The 23,982-nt window shown below is 43.3% G+C and carries 17 protein-coding genes and 1 riboswitch; of the genes, 15 read left to right on the top strand and 2 right to left on the bottom strand.

The features are described 5' to 3' along the window. The first annotated feature begins 454 nt into the window (after nucleotides 1-454). The 13 genes from ACR63N_RS05920 (at nucleotide 455) to yfaE (ending at nucleotide 16,146) form a co-directional block, all read left to right on the top strand. Complete coding sequence (locus tag ACR63N_RS05920) at nucleotides 455-1,669, top strand: outer membrane protein assembly factor BamD (RefSeq protein WP_367106036.1); 1,215 nt, start codon at nucleotides 455-457, stop codon at nucleotides 1,667-1,669. Between the two features lie 168 nt (nucleotides 1,670-1,837). Then, nucleotides 1,838-3,943: a DNA primase gene (locus tag ACR63N_RS05915; protein WP_367110299.1), complete on the top strand. Its 2,106-nt coding sequence runs from the start codon at nucleotides 1,838-1,840 to the stop codon at nucleotides 3,941-3,943. A 418-nt stretch (nucleotides 3,944-4,361) separates the two neighbouring features. Then, complete coding sequence (rpoD, locus tag ACR63N_RS05910) at nucleotides 4,362-6,287, top strand: RNA polymerase sigma factor RpoD (RefSeq protein ID WP_367103380.1); 1,926 nt, start codon at nucleotides 4,362-4,364, stop codon at nucleotides 6,285-6,287. 234 nt (nucleotides 6,288-6,521) lie between these two features. Further along, nucleotides 6,522-6,638, top strand: a riboswitch (TPP riboswitch). A 147-nt stretch (nucleotides 6,639-6,785) separates the two neighbouring features. After that, nucleotides 6,786-7,433, top strand: coding sequence for a thiaminase II (gene tenA, locus ACR63N_RS05905; RefSeq protein WP_367103381.1), 648 nt, complete (start codon nucleotides 6,786-6,788; stop codon nucleotides 7,431-7,433). A gap of 59 nt (nucleotides 7,434-7,492) precedes the next feature. Beyond that, nucleotides 7,493-8,191 carry a class I SAM-dependent DNA methyltransferase gene (locus tag ACR63N_RS05900; RefSeq protein ID WP_367103382.1) on the top strand — a complete coding sequence of 233 codons (699 nt, stop codon included), beginning with the start codon at nucleotides 7,493-7,495 and terminating at the stop codon, nucleotides 8,189-8,191. Nucleotides 8,192-8,402: 211 nt separating this feature from the next. Continuing rightward, on the top strand, nucleotides 8,403-8,783 hold the full coding sequence (locus ACR63N_RS05895; protein WP_367103383.1) for a YbeD family protein: 381 nt from the start codon (nucleotides 8,403-8,405) through the stop codon (nucleotides 8,781-8,783). 552 nt (nucleotides 8,784-9,335) lie between these two features. After that, entirely contained in the window at nucleotides 9,336-11,612 is a 2,277-nt protein-coding gene (gene nrdA, locus ACR63N_RS05890; protein ID WP_472782587.1) for a class 1a ribonucleoside-diphosphate reductase subunit alpha, read from the top strand. A 93-nt stretch (nucleotides 11,613-11,705) separates the two neighbouring features. Further along, nucleotides 11,706-13,145, top strand: coding sequence for a P-loop ATPase, Sll1717 family (locus ACR63N_RS05885; protein WP_472782586.1), 1,440 nt, complete (start codon nucleotides 11,706-11,708; stop codon nucleotides 13,143-13,145). A gap of 555 nt (nucleotides 13,146-13,700) precedes the next feature. Then, nucleotides 13,701-13,952 carry a type II toxin-antitoxin system Phd/YefM family antitoxin gene (locus tag ACR63N_RS05880; RefSeq protein WP_367103389.1) on the top strand — a complete coding sequence of 84 codons (252 nt, stop codon included), beginning with the start codon at nucleotides 13,701-13,703 and terminating at the stop codon, nucleotides 13,950-13,952. Continuing rightward, on the top strand, nucleotides 13,942-14,229 hold the full coding sequence (locus ACR63N_RS05875; RefSeq protein WP_472782585.1) for a type II toxin-antitoxin system RelE family toxin: 288 nt from the start codon (nucleotides 13,942-13,944) through the stop codon (nucleotides 14,227-14,229). The genes ACR63N_RS05880 and ACR63N_RS05875 overlap by 11 nt, the downstream gene beginning before the upstream one ends. A 40-nt stretch (nucleotides 14,230-14,269) precedes the next feature. Beyond that, a complete protein-coding gene (locus tag ACR63N_RS05870; protein WP_472782584.1) occupies nucleotides 14,270-14,620 on the top strand; it encodes a hypothetical protein in 351 nt (116 codons plus the stop codon). A gap of 49 nt (nucleotides 14,621-14,669) precedes the next feature. After that, a complete protein-coding gene (gene nrdB / locus ACR63N_RS05865; protein ID WP_472782583.1) occupies nucleotides 14,670-15,803 on the top strand; it encodes a class Ia ribonucleoside-diphosphate reductase subunit beta in 1,134 nt (377 codons plus the stop codon). Between the two features lie 76 nt (nucleotides 15,804-15,879). Next, nucleotides 15,880-16,146 carry a class I ribonucleotide reductase maintenance protein YfaE gene (yfaE, locus tag ACR63N_RS05860; RefSeq protein WP_367103393.1) on the top strand — a complete coding sequence of 89 codons (267 nt, stop codon included), beginning with the start codon at nucleotides 15,880-15,882 and terminating at the stop codon, nucleotides 16,144-16,146. A gap of 75 nt (nucleotides 16,147-16,221) precedes the next feature. Here the strand turns inward: yfaE and ACR63N_RS05855 are convergent, their stop codons facing one another. Next, nucleotides 16,222-17,547, bottom strand: a complete 1,326-nt coding sequence (locus ACR63N_RS05855; RefSeq protein ID WP_367103394.1) for a S1C family serine protease — start codon at nucleotides 17,545-17,547, stop codon at nucleotides 16,222-16,224. 298 nt (nucleotides 17,548-17,845) lie between these two features. On the opposite strand from ACR63N_RS05855, the gene ACR63N_RS05850 reads away from it, so the two are divergent. Then, nucleotides 17,846-18,676 (top strand): Nif3-like dinuclear metal center hexameric protein, encoded by an 831-nt coding sequence (locus tag ACR63N_RS05850; RefSeq protein WP_367103784.1) that lies wholly within the window; start codon nucleotides 17,846-17,848, stop codon nucleotides 18,674-18,676. An 829-nt stretch (nucleotides 18,677-19,505) separates the two neighbouring features. After that, a complete protein-coding gene (locus tag ACR63N_RS05845) occupies nucleotides 19,506-20,756 on the top strand; it encodes an MltF family protein (protein ID WP_367108827.1) in 1,251 nt (416 codons plus the stop codon). 137 nt (nucleotides 20,757-20,893) lie between these two features. Here the strand turns inward: ACR63N_RS05845 and ACR63N_RS05840 are convergent, their stop codons facing one another. Then, a complete protein-coding gene (locus ACR63N_RS05840) occupies nucleotides 20,894-23,878 on the bottom strand; it encodes a LysM peptidoglycan-binding domain-containing protein (protein WP_472782582.1) in 2,985 nt (994 codons plus the stop codon). Nucleotides 23,879-23,982 lie beyond the last annotated feature (104 nt).

Genomic DNA, 23,982 nt, shown 5'->3' with positions numbered 1-23,982 from the left:
ACTCACTGTAATATGACATTGCCGTAATTTACTGTATATTTGCCTCTAATGACTATATTTGTCATCGCCCATGAAAGGCGCTCATGCTAAACTAGGCAAAATTTATCGTTTAAGGCTTTATCTAGTCTATTAGTTTATTGACCTATTTATTAGCCCAGCTTTGTACTGATTAGCTGATCTATATAGCAATAAATATAGAGGCTTAACCCTAATCTTAGAGTTGACTGACCGCTTTTTAATTGCAAATTAGCATAGGCAGGCATAGACGAAGCAGGCGTAATTCTATAAAGTAGGCAAGATTTTGCTGTATGCTACCTTGCAACCCCGCTTGATACTGGGCGAATAGTTGTCTTTTTAGTCGGTTGGTTGTTCTTAACCTTGTTATTTATCATTAACCTTGTCGTATAGTATAATAGCGCCACCGTTATTGTGCGTCTTGTGTCGGAGAAGAAGTATGCGCCCTGTTGGCAACACATTTGTTAAATTATCATCAGTAACTTTACTGGCCCTGAGTGTCAGTTTGGTAGGCTGCCAGACTTTCAAGAATTTGACTGGCAAGGATGTCGATGCTGTCGAAACCGCTGAGAAATCAGCACAAGGTTACTATGTTGATGCCATTACTGAGATCGATAAAGGCCGCTATAATCGGGCCATTGAAGATCTGACTAACCTGCGCACTTTTTATCCTACTAGTGAATATGCAGAGCAAGCGCTGCTTGATATGATGTATGCTGAATACGCCGGCGGCAATTATGAAACTGCTGCTGCAAGTGCCGAACGCTTTATTAATCTCTACCCCTCTAATCCGCAAATAAGCTATGCTTACTATGTGCGCGGTGTGGCCAATATGGAAGGCTCGTCTGATGGCCTCAAAATATTTAAGCTTAACCAATCAGAACGTGATACCGCCTTTTTGCGTATCGCTTTTGCTAATTTTCAAGAGCTAATTAATAAATACCCTAACAGCCCTTATGCGCCAGATGCTGCGCAGCGCATGATTTTTATCTACAACCAGTTTGCTCAAAGCGAGCTGACAGCAGCCAACTGGTATGTTGAGCGTGAAGCTTATGTAGCGGCGGTGAATCGAGCTAAATGGGTGTTCCAGTATTATCCGCTCAGTGAGGCGGTACCAGAAGCTCTCGCGGTTCTTGCCTATAGTCATCAGCAGCTAGGTTTGACAGATCTGGCCCGGGAGTATAAAACGCTACTGCAAATCAACTATCCTGAGTGGTTAACCTCCGATGGACGCGTCAAGCTGTCCACCAAAAGCGATCGTTCATGGCTTAATAAACTCACCTTTGGGCAGCTGGGACGTGCAAGCTTGAGAGACGCTGCGTTTACTCAAGGTCAATATACAGGCGCAACCAAGACGCAGGTGGTACAAGCGGCTTCTCAGCTGCAACTGCCTACTGATAACGCTGCAGCTTTGCCAAATAATCTTGCCGAAGCAGATGCTGGTGGTATTAATATTGGTTTAGGTCTTCCTGAAGGGGCGGCTGGTCGAGTTACTGATCCGGCCAGTACTGGTGCTACGGCTCGCGAGGCTAGTATCCTCCCGCAGCTTGCCACCCCTGATCCTATCAATACCCCTCCTAATTATAACGGTGATAGTACGCCAGCGCCTTTTGATACTGACGCGCCGCTTGCAGATCCTATAGACAATAGATAACCCTTGAGTTGACTAGATCATCCATATCTATTTGAGCAGGTCAACTATAAAGTTGGCCTTGTTTTTTATACTGATTTATCAAGGTTTTTGATGTTTATTTTTAGTACTCTGCTGCCAAAGCAAAAATGTGAATAACGAGCATTTATCTTGTGGTAAACTGTTTTTCTCATGAGCATTCCAAGTCATATTCTCGATCAATTAAATAGCCAAGCTGATCTGATCAGTATCATTGGGCGCTATACGACACTCAAGCGCGCAGGCACCGAGTATAAAGGCTGCTGCCCGTTTCATGGCGAAAAATCGCCCTCATTTTATGTCAATCCACAAAAAAACATCTATCACTGCTTTGGCTGTAGCGTTGGTGGTAATGCTATTAGTTTTTTGCGCGATTATGAAAACCTTACCTTCATTGAGGCGGTAAACGAACTCTCTAAACAAACCGGCATCGAAGTTCCAAAAGATGAGCAACAAAACGTCAGCTACCAGCGTAATAATCCCAAACCAAACCATCCATCATCGCAACAAACGTCATCGAACCCCTCAAGCTTGCACCCGACGATAGAGTCGACTGGACAATCACTAGTCGATACCTCAATTAATGTACCCCACTCATCTGATCACCATCATGTTGATAATAACCATTTTAACGACTATGTAAGTCATACCGATTATAGTGACAGTAACGCCTACGCTGATTACCCGCCTGCCTGGATGGACGATGCCTCCCTAGCAGCGATATCATTAGAAGATAATAATGCAGGTGATCAAGACGGTAATTTGTATGATCTACTTAGCCAAATCCAAGCCTTTTATCAGCACAATCTGAAGACTCATCCCCATGCCAAGCAGTATTTTACCGCGCGCGGTATCACTGAGGACACTTTTGAGACTTTTGGTTTGGGCTACGCACCTTTTGGTTGGCAGCATCTTGAACATCAGTTTCCGCAAGATATCGAGGGTCTTAAAGCCCTGGGTTTGGTGCGCCAATCAGAGTCAGGACGTGATTATGACTTGCTACGCGATCGGGTAATTTTCCCGATTCGGGACAATCAAGGGCGCACCATTGGTTTTGGGGGCCGAGCGCTTGATGATGAGGTTAAACCCAAATACATTAACTCCTCAGACTCACCTGTCTTTCATAAGCAGCACGTCCTTTACGGCTATTATGAATCACGTCAGCAGCGCGCTGAGCGCTGGCTAGTGGTCGAAGGCTATATGGATGTGATCGCCCTATATCAAGCCGGTATTTATGGCGCGGTGGCCTCTATGGGTACGGCAATTAATGAGAGTCAAATCTCACGCCTATTGACGCTAAACCCTACCCTTACCTTGAGCTTCGATGGTGATAGCGCTGGACAAAAAGCTGCTTGGCGGACGCTTGAGGTTGCGCTGCCTGTCTTTAGTGATGATAAAGAACTGCGGTTTTTAACGTTGCCCAACAACCACGATCCTGACACCTTTATTAAAACTCAGGGCGCAGCGGCCATGCGCGAGCAAATCGATCAAGCGATGCCGTTATCGCAGTATATCTTTGCCTATCTAAGCGAGCGTTTTGATTTAAGCTTGGCAGAGGGCAAAGCTAAGCTGATGTCACAAGTACGCACTTTGACTAACTTATTACCCAAAGGCAGTAGTTTTCGTTATCTGCTTAACAATGATATCTACCAAAAACTTGGCGGCAAGCGCAGTCAAAACAGTGAAGCCAAAGACGCATTATTAGATTTTGATGGCGACATGACCATCAGCCAGCAGCTGCAATTGTGTTTTTTGTTCCAGCCGCGTGCTCTGACAGAGGATCCCCTTACCGCTATCTGGCAACAAGCTGGTATTGATAACTTAAACCTGCCGGCACATATCAAACAAAAAGCCTCCTCCGATGCTTTTAGAGCGCTGGCATGGGAAGATCTACAGGATGCAGCACTACTCGACATCGTAACGACGATAAAACGTTGTTTATTGTATTTGCCAACAGACGTCAATGCGGCCGCTCATTTTATTTTATCGAACCTTGAGCCTGCCAATCAGTCCATTTTGAGTCGAAGCTGGGGCGGGTTTTATAAGACGCTTACTGCACGTAATATATTAAGCGTTGATGAATTGATTGAAAACTTAGTCAGTCAACTAATAGAACGCCATATGAAAAAAGAAAGACAACAGCTGATCAACAATCCAGATCATATTAAGCTTGCTATTTTGAGTATGCAAGCGCAGTACTTGAGTAAATGGCGGCGCGCGCAGCAAGCAGAACAATCCGCCTTAATGACGGGCATCTAGAGCGAATTTTTTGCTTATTAGGTACCGTCAGAAGATCGCCCTTTAAAACACTAGCTATTGCCCCCATCATCTATGGATATAGCGAGCAGGCATTTAACGAGATAGTCATACGTAAGATAGTTATAAACAGTAGTGCCACTAATTAATGCAACGTGCTGGTAAGTGGTAGTCTGTGTTAAACTACGCCGCTGTTTATGATGGCTATTATTTTATTAGCTATAACTATATATTTTTAAGTTTTTGTTAGGTTTATATTTAGCGTTTTATTGATGTTTTTTGAGCCTTTATTCACATTAATTCATTTTTGTGATTTTTGACACATCATATGCTGTTAGCCGATCAATCTATCGATTAGATCAGCGCAGCAAATAAGCAGTAGTTGTCACATCATAAAAGTGCCCGATGCAAGCGAGTATTTATGAACGATAAGTCAGTTTCTAAGTCCACCTCTCAACTGGCCACCTTAATTCAAATGGGTAAAGAGCAAGGGTATCTTACTTATGCTGAGGTAAATGATCAGCTACCCGACTCTATTACCGAAAGCGATCAGATCGAAGATATCATCCAGATGTTGACGGACGTTGGTATTAAAATATTTGAATCCGCGCCAGATGCTGACGACATCTTGATGAACGATGATTCAAGCGATGACGATATGGCAGCCGATGAGGCAGCGGCGGTGCTTGCCTCTGTTGAGACTGAGCCTGGTCGCACTACCGACCCTGTACGTATGTATATGCGCGAGATGGGTACGGTTGATCTGCTCACTCGTGAAGGCGAGATTGCTATTGCCAAGCGTATCGAAGAAGGCATTCGTGATGTTCAATACGCTATGGCACACTGGCCGGGTACTGTGCAGTTCGTCCTTGATGAATACCAGCGCGTATTAGAGGGTGAGAAAAAACTCTCTGATGTGATTACAGGATTCTTAGACCCTGAAACAGAAGAGGATAGAATAGCAGCAAAAGAGGAAAAAGAGAGAGAAAAAGAAGAGCGCGAAAGAATAAAAGAAGAAAAAGAAAAAGCGCCTGTTATTAAAGCAAAAGCGAATGCTAAAGTCGATGACGACGATGATGAGGACGACGACGATATAGAAGCTGCTGATGATGAGGTTGAAGAAGAAACCACAGGTATTGATCCTGAAGAAGTTCGTCTACGCTTAGAGGAGATTGAGAACTTATTTATTATCGCCAAACAAGCTCTACTTGATTATGGCCGCGGTAGCACACAAGCTGTCGAAGCTTATGAGCAGCTTGCTAATCGCTTTATGATGCTCAAACTCAATAACCGTATGTCTGATCAAGTCATGGCAATCATGCATGATGTCTACGATGATGTGCGCAAACACGAACGTCAAATTATGCGTCTGGTCATCCGCCGTGGCCGTATGCCGCGTGCTGAGTTTCGTAAGACCTTTCCAAGCAACGAGACCAACGTCGATTGGCTCACTGAACGCTTAAAAGGTAGCCCAGCCTTTAGCGAAACCCTAGAAAAAGTCGTTGATGATGTGATCTTATTACAGCGCAAAATCCTTGATTATGAGCAAAAGCTCGACATGGAAATCCATGATATGAAGGATGTTGCCCGCGGTATGGCTATTGGTGAAGCTAAAGCGCGCCGCGCCAAAAAAGAGATGGTCGAAGCTAACTTGCGTCTGGTGATCTCTATTGCTAAAAAATATACCAATCGTGGTTTGCAGTTCTTGGATCTGATTCAAGAAGGTAACATTGGTCTTATGAAAGCGGTCGATAAGTTTGAGTATCGCCGGGGTTATAAGTTCTCAACCTATGCTACGTGGTGGATTCGTCAGGCCATTACTCGCTCTATCGCGGATCAGGCACGCACCATTCGTATACCGGTGCATATGATTGAGACTATTAACAAAATTAATCGGGTATCACGCCAGCTGCTACAAGAGATGGGACGCGAGCCAACTCCTGAGGAATTAGGCGAGCGTTTAGAGATGGATGAAGTCAAGGTACGTAAAGTGCTCAAGATTGCCAAAGAACCGATCTCTATGGAGACCCCTATCGGCGATGATGAAGATTCGCATTTGGGCGATTTTATTGAAGACTCAACCATCTCAAGTCCAGTTGATGATGCGACCTCAGCAGGTCTACGCGAGGCCACTCGCGATGTACTAGGCAATCTGACTGAGCGCGAAGCACGAGTCCTCAAAATGCGCTTTGGTATCGATATGCCAACCGATCATACCCTTGAAGAAGTCGGTAAGCAGTTCGATGTCACTCGTGAGCGTATTCGTCAGATCGAAGCCAAAGCACTACGTAAACTGCGCCACCCGTCACGCTCTGAGCATCTGCGCTCTTTTTTAGAGAATGATTAATAAATAACTAGATTAATTGTAAAAGCATAAAAGCTGAGCGTGTCTCAGCTTTTTTTATGCCTAGTTTTAAATCAGGTTATAACCCCTGTTGCCCTTCTGTCTATTATTGCTTTTGGCTTCTTGCTTTTGGCTCCTGACTCTTCTCTTCTTGCTAATTATAGCTAGATTCGTTTATCATAGCTTTACGATAAACGTCTTAAACTTAGTTGTTCAGCTTTTATCAAAAATTCTTAAAAAACCTTGTCGGGGTGCTTTGATTTTAGAGTTTAGCAATATCTAAAATCATCGCTGAGAAATACCCGCGAACCTGATGCAGTTAGCACTGACGTAGGAAACAAGCGTGAATCTTTATTACTCAGCACATAACGATGCCTTGCCAGTTTATATAAGCTTTTCCAGTTTATATAATATAAACCGGCAAGGCTTTTTTTGTGCGTGCTTGTTTATTGTTTCCCGCTATTTGCTTACTCAATATTTTTATCAAAGTAAGTGAGCACTATGGACTATCAAACGTTACGCCGTAATTGTCCTATATGGAATGATTACATTCATCATAACTTCGTCAATCAGCTAGCGACAGGCACGCTTGCTCCAGACAGCTTTCGCCACTATTTAAAGCAAGATTACTTATACCTGCTCCACTACACTCGAGTGATGGCTTTGAGTGTTTATAAAAGTGATACTTTGGCACAAATGCGTCTGGGCCAAGCCGGTATCAATGCCATGCTTGATCTAGAAATTGGCATGTATTTGGACTTTTGTCGTCAGTGGGGTATGAGTCTTGAAGAGGTAGAGAATACCCCTGAATCTGCGGCAACCATCGCTTATAGCCGCTATCTTCTAGATGCAGCTATGTCAGGCTCTCTTATTGAACTTTATGCCGCTATTGCCCCTTGTTTGATGGGTTATGGCGAGATTGGCGAACGCCTCAAGGCCCAAGGTTTCATGGCTGATAACCCTTATCAGCCATGGATCGATGTCTTTGCTAGTGATGAGTTTCAAGCCATCACAGTACAAAATGAAGCTCAGATTAATGAGCTCTTGACACAAGCTGTCCCCTCTCAAGTCAACAAGTTGCAGCAGTTATTTAATACCGCTTGTCGTATGGAAGTTAATTTCTGGCAGATGGCTTTAGAGCTGTCTTAAATTAGCAGTTGTTAGAGAAAATTACGATCACTTAACACCCAAACCTGAGGAGAAATCTTATGGCTGTATTTGATGAACACGCAAACGCTTATGACAGCTGGTTCTTAAATAACCAAAACTTACTTGCCAGTGAGCTAAAACTGGTCGCCTACTTTTTAGACAAGGATAGTGAAATACTATCTATAGGCTGTGGTAGCGGGCTCTTTGAGATGCTATTAGCAAAGGATTTTGATATCTCTATCAAGTATGGGGTCGAACCTTCAAAGGATATGGCAGCGATCGCTGAAAAACGTGGCTTGCAAGTTGATATCAGTCCTGCTGAAGCGTGCGTCATCGAACCTAGTAAATTTGATACTATCTTGTTTAATGGCAGTGTCAGTTATATCAGCGATTTGGATCTATGTATTAACAAGGCGTTTGCTGCCCTAAAGACTGGCGGCAAATTAATACTCATTGATGTGCCAAAAGAGAGCGGTTTTGCCACTCTTTACAATCTAGCGGCCTCTTTAGATACTTGGACGCATCCGCTACTTGCGCATATCACCCCTAATGACCCTTATCCCATTGAACTGGTAAAATCGGCAAACTGGCGCACCTCTGAGGAGAAAATCAGGGCCATGCAGGCCAGTGGGTTTACAGGTTTTGAATACGCGCAAACATTGTTGACGCATCCTATGTATGCCAATGATAACGTGCAAGAAGTGATCGAAGGTTATCAGCGCGGCGACTATGTAGCCATTTGTGGCTATAAAAAATAGCTTACCAATTTGGCCTTATAGTCTGCGGCCTATACTGTGAACAAAAAAGCATTTTATAAAATGTTATTGGTAAAAAAATTAGAGCATCTACTATAGCTCACACCTATCGTAGCACTTGAATAATGACCACACCATCATCATAAATAGTCAATACACTAGATAACATTATTAACCCGAAAGCTATCATTTCAATAAAAACAAGGTAACTACTATGAGTGATGATCCAAAAAACAACACCAATCAAGACCAAGAGACTAAAAGAGAAGTTAAAGTAACCGAATTGGTCGCCAACGATGGTGTTTTAAAAGGTAAAAAAACCGATATTCAAAACCCTGAGCTGTGGGAGTTCCCCATGGACTATCCTATGAGTATTATCGGTCACGAAGGCGAGCACGAAACGCTATTAAATGAGGTCAAACTCATCCTTGGTAGCCAGTTCCCAGAGTTCGACTTGGCGTCTATCGAGGTTAAACCTTCTAAAACAGGCCGCTTTCACTCAGCACGAGTCAATCTGTATCTGACCACCGCCGAGCAAGTCAATACGCTTTACGCTGCTCTTGATGAGGCCAAAACGGTACGTATGGTTGTATAAAACGTAGCGTTGTAAAAGTAAGTGCTAGGACTAGAAAACCACTGCGATATTTTAAGTAAGTAAGTTTATAAATACCACAATCGTCACTTATAAAGGTGGCGATTTTTTATGCGCTCCTGTAAAATCAGCAGCGTTGTTGCAGCCATCTTGTATTCGCATTTTGTCTACTACTAATAACCAATTATTTGTCGATAAATAAAAAGAAAACGATAACGACTTCTTTACAAATTATTTTAAGATTTAACACAACCGCGCTAACCCTTATCCTGCCGTCCTTTGCCAAAATTTTGGCTCGCTATCACCTCATGGCAACATATATTCACGCTAAAATCAATATAGCATTTTCAAAATTTTCCCGCTATATTGTGCCTATCTACTAAAAAACACGCTATATCTAGTGCTCAGTGATTTTCTTTGTCACTATGAGCTGCGCTGATGCTTTGCTTAAAAAAACTTAGCCAGCTAGCTTTGTAATAGACTATGACGTGCTAAAAATATAAGACTGGTTTTACTTACCACGTAGATCTTAGCAATCAACTTTACGAGGACAACATGACACATATCGATAATATTCAAGTGACCAAACGCGATGGACGATTAGAGCCTATTGATTTAGACAAAATTCATAAGGTAATCGCATGGGCCGCGGACGGTTTAGAAAATGTATCAGTCTCACAAGTTGAGCTTAAATCACATATTCAGTTCTACGAAGGCATCAAAACCCGCGATATTCACGAAACTATTATCAAATCAGCCGCTGATCTGATCTCAGAAGACACTCCTGATTACCAGTATCTAGCCGCTCGCCTCGCCATTTTTCACCTGCGCAAAATTGCCTATAACCAGTTTGAGCCGCCTACCCTTTTTGACCACGTTACCAAACTTACCAACGCTGGCAAATACGATGAGCATATACTGCAAGACTATAGCCGTAGCGAGTTTGATGAATTAAACGAGTATATGGATCATTGGCGCGATATGAATCTTGCTTATGCGGCAGTGGAGCAAATGGCAGGCAAGTATCTAGTGCAAGATCGCGTCTCTAAAACCGTTTTTGAGAGCCCGCAGTTTTTATATATGCTGGTCGGTATGTGTCTGTTTGCTAATTATGACCCAGCTGAGCGTATGAATTATGTCAAACGCTTTTATGATGCCACCTCAGAATTCAAAATCTCTTTGCCAACGCCAATTATGTCTGGTGTGCGTACCCCATCGCGCCAGTTTAGCTCATGCGTACTCATTGAATGCGGCGACAGCCTTGACTCTATTAATGCCACTACCAGCGCCATTGTGCGCTATGTGTCGCAGCGCGCAGGCATCGGTATCAATGCAGGGCGTATTCGCGCCCTTGGTAGCCCGATTCGCGGCGGTGAAGCGCAGCATACTGGCTGTGTGCCGTTCTATAAACTATTCCAAACGGCGGTTAAATGCTGCTCACAAGGTGGCGTTCGTGGCGGCGCGGCAACTCTATTTTATCCGCTATGGCATTTAGAAGTTGAGTCGTTATTGGTCTTAAAAAATAACCGCGGCGTGGAAGATAACCGTGTCCGTCACATGGACTACGGCGTGCAAATTAATAAGACCCTTTATACACGTCTGATTAAAGGGCAAAACATTACCTTATTCTCGCCTGATGATACGCCCGGTCTGTATGATGCGTTCTTTGAAGATCAAGATAAGTTTGAAGAGCTGTACACCAAATATGAAGGCGATGAATCTATTCGTCAGCGCCAAGTCCCCGCAGCGGATCTATTTAGCTTGATGATGCAAGAGCGCGCCAGCACGGGCCGTATCTATATTCAAAACGTCGACCATTGCAACACCCATAGTCCGTTTGACGCCACCGTTGCGCCGATTCGCCAATCCAATCTGTGTATGGAGATCGCCCTACCGACGAAGCCTCTTGATAACATCAACGATGAAACTGGCGAGATTGCCCTATGTACGCTATCAGCGGTGAACCTAGGCAAAGTTGACAACGTTAGCGACATCGAAGAGCCGGCCGAGCTGATCGTGCGCGCACTTGATGCCCTACTCGACTATCAAGACTATCCCGTCAAAGCCGCTGAAAATGGCAGTATGCGCCGCCGTACTTTAGGTGTGGGCGTGATCAACTACGCTTATTACTTAGCTAAGAACGGCGTGCGCTATTCAGACGACTCAGCATTGGGTCTGACTCATCAGACTTTTGAAGCGCTACAATATTATCTTTTGAAAGCCTCAAATAAACTGGCTAAAGAGCAAGGCGCGTGCCCGGCCTTCAACGAGACGACTTATTCGCAAGGTATCCTGCCGATTGATACTTATAAAAAGGACTTGGATCAAATTTGCCAAGAGCCGTTACATCTTGATTGGGAAAGCTTGCGTACAGATATTACCGAACACGGTCTGCGCAACTCTACTCTAACCGCGCTAATGCCGTCTGAGACTTCAAGCCAGATTGCCAACGCTACTAACGGTATCGAGCCGCCACGCGGTCTGGTATCTATCAAAGCGTCAAAGGACGGTATCCTTAAGCAAGTCGTGCCTGAGATTAATAAGCTACGCGGTCAATACGAGCTACTGTGGCAAATGCCGAATAATGATGGCTATTTGAAATTGGTCGCGATCATGCAAAAGTTCGTCGATCAAAGCATCTCGGCCAACACCAATTATGACCCTGTTCGTTATGAAGGCGGCCGTGTGCCGATGAAGATATTGCTTAAGGATCTACTAAACGCGTATAAGCTTGGCGTAAAGACCTTGTATTATCACAATACCCGTGATGGTGCGAATGATGCGCAAGCGGATATGGAAGATGATTGTGCTGGCGGGGCTTGTAAGATTTAGGTTTGATGGCGGGTTTGACTCTTTGGTTGGGCTCGCTGTTTGTTACTTTAAGAACAAAGTAAATCCTTACTAGTTATACCTATGGAGATAGTTATGTCTGATAAAAGAAGAGAAGCTTTTAAAGAAGTAGCTAGTTGGAGAATTGATGCAAACTTAGAAAATAACGAAAGGTACTTCTATAAAACATTTGAAGTAGATATGCTTCTTAGAGGTGATAAGTCTTACGTTATAGGTAGAAAAGGAACAGGCAAAACTGCTATAGCTAACTTTCTACAATCTCAGACATCTTATAATCATTTTGCGTCAAACCTATCCCTTAAAAACTTTCCGTTCAATACCTTATACTCTTTAAAAGATGAGAGTTATACAAATCCGAATGGATATATAACTATTTGGAAATATATTATTTATATTGATATTTTATATTTGATGCAAAACAATCAGTCCATAGATGATAGAGTAAAAAAAGATATTAAAGCAATTTTACCTAAGAAACCTATTAAAGGTTTATCTAGACGAGTCAAGGAAATTACTTCAAAAGAGTTCAAGTTTGATATAAAAGCATTATCTTTCTGTTATGGAACATCTGATATAAAGGATGAACTTAACTGGATAGAAAAGGTAGAGTTTTTAGAGGAGCTTATTTTTGAAAATATTGATAATTCTAATTACTTTGTAATATTTGATGAGTTAGATGAGGACTATAAATATCAATCAGTTTTAGAACCTGATGGTCAGTATTTAAATCTTATAGCTGGATTATTTAAAGCTATTCAGCACATCAAATCTTTATCTTTTGATAATAAGTTAAACATTAATCCAGTAATTTTTTTGCGAGATGATATCTATGATTTAATTCAGGATCACGACAAGAATAAATGGAGCGATTTATCAATATCTCTAACGTGGACAAAATATACTATACAGTCGCTTATAGCATATAGACTTTCTAGAGCTAAACATTTGCGTAGTGACATTGAAAATTTTGGAAAAATTTGGAATTACTTCTTCTCTAATGAACCTATTTATTATGGTGGCAACAGAGATAAAACGATGACTATGTATGACTGGATTACTAAGGAAACACTACACAGACCTAGAGATTATATAAAATATGTACAGCTATGTGCTAAGAAAATTTATGAGTCTAACCATTCAAGAATTTTTCCAGCTACTGTAACAACTCAAGACATAACTTACTCTAGTTATTTTAGAAGTGAATTGGTAGATGAAATCCATAGTATAATTCCTGATATTGATAGAGTACTTGATATATTCTCTAAAATTGGGAAAGCTCATTTAAATATAGATGAATTTACGATGCTTTATGATTCTCATTACTCTAAAGGATTACTATCAAACAAAGATTCTAATTTTATTTTACAAGTATTGTTCAATTTCAGCGTTATTGGTAATCATAATAATGAAACTAATAAACTGGTTTTTAGATATATAAATAGAGAAGCAAACCTAAATTTTGATCATGCTATAACAGTGCATAGAGGATTGTATAAGTCTTTGCAATTATACTAGCGAGCATAGGCTGGGTTTTCGACCCAACATTGTAATTTTACAAAATCTTGAGCTGGGCTAAAGCCACAGCCTACGCAAAAACACATTCAACTTTATAGCTTATGTTGGCTCGTGATGTAGGGTGCGCCTCGCGCACCAATAGTTTGAGAGTTAAGTTTAACGGTGCTTAAAAAGCACCCTACAAATTACGCTCAAATAAAAAGTTTGATAAGAATAGGAAGGACTCCCGAACAAGGCTTTTAGCCTGAGCGAGGAAATAACGAAGCACTGCTTCGTCCGAGTGCAAGGGAATTTGCATTCTCGCAAATTCCTTAGCTGTATCCTGCCAACGTAGATGAAGATGCATATTCAGTCTGGACATCATGCTTAAAGAGTATCGAAGCAACAGGAATGCGACCAGACACAGTAGACGGCACGCCAGCGGCTAGGTAGATACAAGCGGTAGGCGGGATTGGCTACCCAAAATATTTAATTTAATACAACAACAAATAAGACCTAATTTTCGTGCTAAAATTAGCCCTATATTTAGAGCTTAATATTAGTGGAGAATGAATTATGCAACCGATATTTGCGACACAGACAGCCAGTATCTCAGAGTTAAAGACCAACCCTTCGGCACTGATTAAACAGTCGGATGGTGAATCCATTGCTATTTTAAATCATAACAAACCTGTGGCTTACTTAGTTTCAACAGATATGTATGAGCGCATGATGGAAGCGATGGACGATATGGCATTGAGCCAAACCGTTGACGCACGAATGAATGACGGGCAAGTACCTGTAAAGGTAACGTTGGATGACTTATAATCTTGAGTTTCATCCTTTAGCATTAAAAGAATGGAAAAAGTTAGCGCCCAGTATTCAGCAGCAATTTAAGAAAAAATTACAGCAGCGATTAGTAAGCCCTCGTGTTTCTGCATCGAAACTCTCAGGACATACAGACGCCTATAAAATCAAACTACGCACCATAGGCTATCGTCTGGTTTATACCGTCAAAGATGATGTAGTGGTAGTTTATGTATTAGCCGTAGGCAAAAGAGAAAATAACAGAGTATACGAAAGCCTTGGGTCGCGCCAACCATAACTGAAACACAAAAAAATAAAAACAAACGGAGGTCATAAACATGCAATATACCGCAATCATTAAAGACGGTGGATTGTTTATCCCGAACGTATTTGCAGACCTAAACGATGGTGGCTCGCATATCGTACAAGTAGAGATAGATCTCGAAGATGTACGTCAGCAATTAAGCGCAAATAATGCATCCAAAGAGACGAAAGCGCTGAAAAAGCCACCAAAGAGACAAGCGCAAAAAGCAGTATCGAAACCATCGCCAGACGCTGATGCAAATGCGCTTGGTAAAAGTGATGTCGGCGAGCTAGAAGGACTCAATGATATGGAGCTGAGCGAGATCATCAAGGCTTATATGAATGATGAATCCGCGTCGTCGCAGATATCTTTAGAGAATTTATAACGTATCGCAATTAAACTTTAACAACCGCATAACCACTAAAGGCAGTACCATGACTTACTCAATTTTTTCCCAAACGCCGAATAATGCCCTTAAAGAGCCGATGTTCTTTGGTCAACCCGTCAACGTCGCGCGATACGACCAACAAAAGCATCCGATTTTTGAGCAGCTGATCGAAAAGCAGCTATCGTTCTTTTGGCGTCCCGAAGAAGTTGACGTGTCACGCGACCGCATCGACTATGGTAATTTGTCCTCGCATGAGCAGCATATTTTTATCAGTAACCTCAAGTACCAGACCCTACTCGACTCCATCCAAGGTCGCAGCCCCAACATTGTCCTGTTGCCGCTAGTATCGATCCCAGAGCTTGAGACATGGATTGAAACTTGGTCATTTAGTGAAACCATTCACTCACGTAGCTATACCCATATCATTCGTAATATCGTCAACGATCCTAGCATCGTCTTTGATGACATTATGCAGAACCAGCATATCTTGGAGCGCGCCTCTGATATTGCGCAGTATTATGACGAGCTGTATCGCAACTCGCAGCTATATAGCTTATACGGTGCTGGCACGCATAATGTTAATGGTGAAGAGATTACTGTCGATCTGCGCTTATTAAAGAAGCAGCTGTATCTGTGCATTATGGCGGTCAATGTACTTGAGGCCATTCGCTTTTATGTGTCCTTCGCCTGCTCGTTCGCTTTTGCTGAGCGCAAACTGATGGAAGGTAATGCCAAGATTATTAAACTCATTGCGCGTGATGAAGCGCTGCATCTGACTGGCACGCAGCATATGCTCAACCTTATGCGTAATGGTAAAGACGATCCAGAGATGGTGGAGATCGCCAAAGAGTGCCATGAACAAGGTATCGAGATTTTCCGTAAAGCGGCTGAGCAAGAAAAAGAGTGGGCAGGATATTTGTTTAAAGACGGCTCGATGATTGGACTGAATAAAGACATTCTTTGCCAATACATAGAATATATTACTAATTTGCGTATGGAAGCGGTTGGTTTGCCCTCGGCCTTTCCAAATTCTAAATCCAATCCGATTCCTTGGATCAATACATGGCTGTCTTCTGACAACGTACAAGTCGCGCCGCAAGAGACAGAGATCAGCTCGTATCTGGTCGGTCAGATTGATTCAGATTTATCAGAAAGCGATTTTGATGACTTTGAGCTTTAACGGTTTTGAGCTTTACTAATTTCAGCTTTATTTATTAAATAGTTTTGACGTTATAAAAAGATTGATAGGATTTATTATGACGTGGGTAATGACCAGCAAAAAGCAGTTTTATTTGCACGACGATGAGAGCTTGCTCGATGGCTTGCTGCGTACTGGACACGAGGTTAATTTTCAGTGCCGTGAGGGTTATTGTGGCAGCTGCCGCGTGCAGTGGATTGCCAGCTCGCATCCCATCGACTACCCTTTTGCACCGCTAGCTATGGTTGAGGAGGATGAGATACTGCCTTGCTGCTGCCGTGTCCAAGGCGTTATCTATATTAATCATGAACCAGTAAGAGACTAATGGCTAAAAATATTTGAACCATAAAAAGCGCGTTATCCTAACTGTAGGACAACGCGCTTTTTTTGACTCATGTACCTACTGCGTTGGCGCTTCTTCCTCAAATAGCTTTAGCAGCTCCTCACGCATACGATCACGCTCAGCCTCTGACATCATTGGTGTCTCGCCATCACCTTCAAAACCAGGTTGATTGCGACCACCGAGGCTTTCATCATAGATCACTCGTGGCGGCTCAACTGCTTCTTGCGCAGGACGCTCTTCAAGTGTGATCAGGGCTTGCTCGTTTTTGCCGTTACGTAGTATTTGCGCTTCTAGTACAGTATCGGGCGACTTACGGGCGACGTATTGGATCAGCTTATTGGCATCAGTCATCTCCACCCCATCAATGGTCAAGATGATATCGCCCACTTGTAAACCGCTCTTAGCCGAAGGACCTCCTGGCACCACGTTTAATACTTCTACGCCTGTCGAGGTTTCAAGCTGGGTGGGATCGCGCAGCTGCGATTGAATCTCAATGCCGAGCCAGCCGCGGCTTACGCGCCCATCTTTAATTAGTGCATTCATCACTTGTTCAACTAGCGCAGTTGGAATAGCAAAACCGATACCCATTGAGCCGCCTGAGCGCGAAAAAATAACCGTGTTAATACCGACCAACTCGCCATTGGCATCAACCAAAGCCCCACCTGAGTTACCCGGATTGATAGCCGCATCCGTTTGGATAAAGTCCTCAAACTTATTGACGCCAAGTCCAGTACGGCCTGTCGCTGAGATAATACCTTGCGTAACTGTCTGCCCTACACCGAAGGGATTACCAATAGCCAATGCTAAATCACCTACGCGGCTAGGCGCTTCACGAAAAGCCAGCGGCGTAAGGCCAGTCATATCCACTCTAATAACCGCCAAATCGCTATCAGGATCAGTACCTATCACCTGGGCACGACTTTTGCGACCGTCATTAAAAGCTACCGTAATCTCATCAGCTTTTTCTACTACGTGCGCGTTGGTCACAATATAACCATCTTCTGAGACGATTACACCAGAGCCTAAGTTGGTAGGCCCCTGCCCTTGCGGCGTATCCCCATGAAACTCAAAAAAGCGGCGCAGCACCGGATCATCCATGTAAGGATGCTCTGCCATAGCTTGGGTAGTATAAATATTAACGACCGACTGTGAGGCACGAGCAACAGCATCGTGATAAGAAGCCATAGGTAGAGGGGCGTCTGAGTTTGGCATTTGTGTCTGACTAGCTTCAGTTCTAGGCGGCTCCCACACCGTCTCCGATGATGGCGTCCTCATACTCATATACAACCAGACAAACGCTGCAATTACTATCAGCAATAAAATCCAAGGTAGCCACTTAAAAAGCGACGACTTGGTCTTACGGGTGTTTGGAGATGACGACATATAAGAACCTCTATAATTTTTATATTAGAAAAAGCTATATACAACGAAGGGGATACTATAGAAATGCTACATGACAAGATGGATAAATGAGCACTTTAGCGTATGCAGATTATAGCGAGAGTGTACAAAAACATCCGTAAAAATAGTAACGTATCGTGTACCTTTTCAGTTATTGTGCTTAACTGAGATTTTGCAACACTATGCTAAGATAAATATTATATAAATCTATTACTAAATAAAATTAGATTAGGAAGCTACTATGTCAGATAACACTACTTTGCCTCAAGGAGCAGATCCTATGGTGCAAAAAGCAAATGCTACGATTACCGCGCAAACATTAACCAAGTTTTGTGACGATTACCTAGAGGCCAACGCTTTTAAAGACTATTCTCCTAATGGTTTGCAAGTAGATGGCGGGCAACCTATTAGGCGTATCGTTACTGGCGTGACAGCGTGCGAGGCGTTGATTGATGCGGCAATCGCAATTGAGGCTGACGCTATTATGGTACATCATGGTTACTTTTGGAAAGGTGAGCCTGCACCTATCACTGGTATGAAGGGACAGCGTGTTCGTAAACTTATGCAGCATGGGATCTCGTTGATAGCTTATCATTTGCCGCTAGACGCTCATCCTATTATCGGCAATAACGCCAAACTTGCAGAAGCTTTAGGATTAACCATTACCGGCGCGCTCTATCCTCATGAGTCGCATCCAGTTGGCAACATTGCTACCTGCCAGCCGCAAAATACAGATGCTTTAATAGCGACGATTACGCAAGCGTTGCATCGTGTACCTTTGCATATTCCAGCTCATTATAGTGACTCCAATCTTAGCGCTGAAGATTCTAAGCAGCTAAACCATGCCGGATCTAAGCTTATTGAACGCGTAGGTATCTGCACAGGCGGCGCGCAAGATATGATTGAACAAGCCGCTGCCATGGGCTGTGATGCCTATATATCAGGCGAGATATCAGAGCGTACCACTCATAGTGCCCGCGAGCTTGGCATTGACTACTTCGCTTGTGGTCATCATGCGACAGAACGCGACGGTATCAAAGCTTTGGGCGAGCTGATTGCAGAGCATTTTAGTGTACCGGTTAGTTTTATTGATATTGACAACCCAGCGTAACCATGTCTAACCTTATCAGCATAAAAGCTATTTGAGTTTTACATAACAATAGTTTACGAGCAAAGCCTATTAAATGATCTTCAATTCTTGATTTCTTTTTACAAATGTAGTTATATATTCATCTACATAAATATTGTGCTATTCATAACCGTCTATACGCTAATTGTTAAGTTTTATCACTCTTTTATTAACTTAACTTGAATAATGCAATAGTTAACTGCATAAAGTTAGCTTGTAGTAAGATGTTTTGTCATGAGACTTTTCATTTATTAAGACCTCCGGTTATAACGTTAGATACAGAGTAACTGTGCTCAACGTTGCGATAATTGCTCATACTGACGTGCATTGTCTTATTTGTACATTTATACATAAGTTATTTACCTATAGCCACTTACAAACCCTTACTTATAAAAAGTGGGTTTAATGATAAGTAATTTTGTTACTGGTATTATAAAACTTTAGTACGCAATGCCTTATGTCGTTTGCCAATATTGCTCGATGGTAATAATATAGTAGTGCTTTTGGTAGTGGTTGATTCATAGCCTTAACAGCTCATCTATATGTAATGCAGCAAACAACCATAGCTGATACCAATCGTCTGGTTTCAAATAGCTATTACTGCTTGCGTTATTGTCGCAATAACTTATTCATGACCTTACCTGTTCGATATGACGGATTCTCATATTGACTATAAGTAATATCGTGCTTGTATTAATGACAAGCTGACTATTATTTAGGCTGTTGCTCAATAGTTGTCTATTATTCAGACGGCTATACGTATGAGTTACAGCTCAGCGGTAAGTAGGATGGTCGACAATAGGAGACATTCATGCAGCGTATTACTTATCGTGTCAAGGTATCTGCGCAAGGTGCCAAACGCCGTATCTCTTACTTACTGCGTCCTACCAAGCGCGGCTCTCGCACTAAAAGTAACCTCGTTCCTTGTAATTCCTTTGCTTCTGGCAACTCTTCTGTTCACTCAGTACCGCTGCCCCGTTTTACCAAGACCAAAAGAGCGATACAAGTATCAAGTATTGCCCTTCTCTCCCTACCCGCCGAAAGCTTTACGACGATGGGTACAAAGCATCTAGCTTATGATATACCAGCCTATGATCATGTGATGTTAGATAAAACGCTAACCATTGCCGCTGTCCCAGGAGATAGTACTTATTTTGCTACCGATGGCTTCCAACATGGCTTTGGCTATGATTTGGTACGCAGCTATGCCGATGAGCTTGGCGTAGATGTTGAGCTCAAGGCTTACGCTAATGAAGAGATGGCGCTAAAAGCTTTGCAGTCAGGGCGTGCTGATATGGCTTTGACCACTGCTAGCACTCAGCTCAAAAGTCAGCTTAACCTACCTTCTGTCAATGTCAGCTGCGGCTATGATACCAGTTTAACTAAAAATGGCTTGCACCCAAAAGTCAGCTGGACATTTAAGCAAGCTGATGATCCTTTATCTAAAAAGGCCAGTAATTTCTTATGTGACAGTATTAAGGTTAATAGTACGCAAAAACTAGCGGCCTTTTATAATCAAAACCTATTAAAAGACGCTTATAGTCAAAACCACTTTAAGCAAACCCTCACTGAGAAGTTGCCTGATTACCAGTCTTCTTTTCAAGAGCAAGCCCGTAACTACAATCATGATTGGCAGCTGCTAGTAGCGATGGGCTACCAAGAATCGCATCTTGATGCCAATGCGGTCTCGCCCACAGGGGTACGTGGCCTTATGATGCTGACTAACAGTACCGCAAAAGCTATGGGGGTCTCTGATCGCGTTGATCCTTATCAAAGTATTGGCGGCGGCGCACGCTACCTAGAAGAGATGAAAGCCAGCTTTGACGACGTACCCAAAACTGATAGGATTTGGTTCGCTTTAGCCGCTTACAACATGGGTCCCAATGCCATTAAGCGTATCCAGCGCGAACTTGATGCGGATGGTATTGACGATAAAAGCTGGGCGAACGTTTATGCTTATTTAGCAGAAAATAAAGCTGCCAACAGCCGCTACGTGCAGTGTATGCACTACGTTAGCAATATTAGAAGTTATCTTGAGACTATTAAAACCCAGACAGTTTAAAAACACAACCTGCTGATAATTTAGACAATAACTAAAAAAGCTGCCCTTTTATAAGAGCAGCTTTTTTAGTTTCTATGGATCTTATTACAAAGCATATTTTAAAAATTCAATCAATGAACAAAATATACTATTAGCACTTAGCGGTTGGGAACGGTGAGACGTTGACCCCGTTGCAGCATAGTGCTGGCTGCAATATCATTCATATCAGCGAGCTCTTGCGTAGATACCCCATATTTGCGCGCAAGACCAATTAAGCTATCACCTGAACCAACAGTATAGCTTACCGTAGCTTTAGGCACTTTTATTCTCTGACCGCGCTGCAATTGCGCATTGGTTGCAAGATTGTTGGTAGCTGCTAGATCCTCTACCGAGACGCCAAAACGGCGCGCTAGAGCAATCAGGCCATCGCCCGATTGTACTCTATAGTTCTCCGTGTTACTAAGCGTTTTGCCACTGCTAGCTGAAGCACTCAAGCCACTTGAGCTACTAGCTGTACCACTATTACTAGGAACACTGCCACTTGCAGGAATAGTAAGCGTACGACCACGAATTAGGTTTGCTGTAGTACTTAACCCATTGGCTGATGCTAGGGTACTAACACCGACGTTATAACGTCTGGCAACACCGATCAAGCTATCACCAGATTGTACTTTATAACTTATGGGCTGATCATTAAGTTGACGATCTACTTGGGCTTTAGACGCCGGCACTTTGATGGTTTGACCACGCTGCAAACGTGCTCTGGCATCAAAATTAGGATTAACCGCAGCCAACTCCTCTGGGCTTACACCAATGCTTCTAGCGATACCAATCAAGGTTTCACCTGATTTGACCTTATAGCGACTGGTCGGGGTTGAGCTATCGGTTGAACTACTAGTATTGTTGGCAGTAGTAATGTCTACGCTAGCAGGTACTTTTAGCGTCTGACCTACATACAACGAGTCAGTGGTACGAATACCGTTCAGGCTGGCAAGCGTGGTTGTTGGCACATTGAATCGACGCGCAAGCGCAATGAGTCCATCGCCAGGTTTTACTCTATAGCTTTGAGTGTCTGTACTAGATTTAGAAGATGAAGCAGCGGGTGTACTAGCAGAAGTTTTTACTTTGCCTGGCACTAACCACAGTTTTTGACCTCTTAGTAAATCTGCACGGCTACTCAAATTATTGTAGCTTGCCAGCTCGGTTACTGATAAGTCAAAACGATTTGCAGTCCCAATAAGCGTATCGCCTGCTTGTACTGTATAGCTCTCTGGCTGATTGTCCGCTACCGTGCTGGCACTGCTTAAAGGCTCGATCTTTTTGGCATCATACAGGTACAAGGTGTTGCCGGAGAGCAGTTTTGCATTGGCATCGATTTGGTTCCACTCAGCGATATCGCGCCAGCTTACGCCTGCCCGGCTAGCAATATTCGACAGCGTATCACCGCGTTTTACGGTATAAGTGGTTCGGGTACCTTTTGGCTTGGGTTTGCTCGCTGCTGTATTAGCAAAGCTTAGCTTTTTCTCCTCACCCCTAGCTTCTAAGATTGACTGCTGCGTCTGTACCGCTGACAATTTAATATTACCATCAACCGAGCTTACCGCTTGACTGACCTCAGGGGTTTGCGTCTGAATCTGTTGAGCGATAAAGTTAAGCTCTTCTTTACTGAGCGGCGGCTCTTGAACAATAGTATTGTTTGAAGTAATTTGCGCTGATGTGGTGGGCAGGTTATTACTGCTCTTTAGCTCAGCATTAATTTTACTCATCTCTGCACTGGTAACAGGTGGCTCGCTACGAGCCGGAGTATTACTACTATAGTTTGACCCCCCCGTTGGTGAGATATAACTGGTGGTTTGCTGTGGTACGCGTGCACTAGCCGCGTATTCAGCGAGCTGATCACCATCAGATGGCAGCGATGAGCTGGTGTAGGGCTGATTGTTATAGCTTGGCGATGCACTTGCGCCACTACTAGGCGCAGATGCTATAAAAGCACCGCCCGTACCATTACCTCTCAAAGCGCTTAGCTTGGCGTCCACATTAGTATCCACGTCATTAGGGATAACCACGCGCTGCGGGCCTGAGGCGTCAATACGGCCTGATATCAACGCCGTATTTAGTCTTTCAAGTTCGTCATAGCTGACGCCTGTTGTCTGAGCGACCTCAGCTAAACTGACGCCGTAGTTGACGGGCACACTACGAAAATGCTGACGGTTGGCAATCGCTGGTAGATAAACGCCGTATTGTTCAGGTTTAGATACAATATCGGCGACCGCCAAAAAGCGCGGCACGTAGTTCATGGTTTCAGTCGGTAGTCTTAGTGACCAAAAGTCAGTTGGCAACCCTTGCGCAGCATTGGCATCGATGGCTCTTTGAATACGCCCAGGACCGGCGTTATAGGAGGCAAGTGCTAGCTCCCAGCTGCCAAACTGATTGTATAAAGCGGTCAAAAAATCATAGGCGGCGCGCGTTGATTCAATAACATCGCGGCGACCATCATAGGTGCTGCTTTGATTGAGACCATAAATACGGCCGGTACTTGGAATGAACTGCCACAGACCTGCAGCAGCGGCACTACTGGTTGCGCTTGGATCATAGGAGCTCTCAATCACCGGCAGTAGCGCAAGCTCAGTTGGAATATTGCGGCGCTCCGCTTCACGAACCGTATGGTATAAATAACGGCTCGAACGCGCCGCTAAGCGGTTTAGATAATCTTGACGACTGATAAACCAGTTTTTCTGGCCTTCAATACGCTGATTATAAGTCTGCTGACTGGTATCCATGCGGTAACCAGCGCGCAGACGATTCCATAGATCCCCGTACTGCTGAATGGCCAGTTTATTGTCCTCGACCATAGTCATGTCTGTCGCTTCTAACAAATCTGCCAATTCGTCCAAACTCTCTGCATCCAAATAAGCTGTAGAATAACCATCACTTGCTGTCGGACGAGCGCTAGCAGACGACGTAGCTTGAGCAGGGCGTTTACTAGTGGCTACAGGAGCACGTTTGACCACAGAGGATTGATTAGTCATCCCTGTGTTTTTCACTGCTGATGTATTACTACAAGCGCTAATTAATAAAGTTGACACGGCAAGGGTCAAGGGTAGAGCGATAAATGAGCGAGAATATGCAGACACAGTAGACATGATAATAACAGTTTCCTAACGATAAAATGATGAGAATAAAATATATTGGCTGATAGTATAATAGACAGAGCGAAGACTATACCTATGCGACAGACAGTATAGGA

It is taken from the genome of Psychrobacter sp. M4, assembly GCF_055699795.1.
Note: the sequence above shows the minus strand (reverse complement) of the source record. Positions and strands in the feature narration are given on the sequence as shown.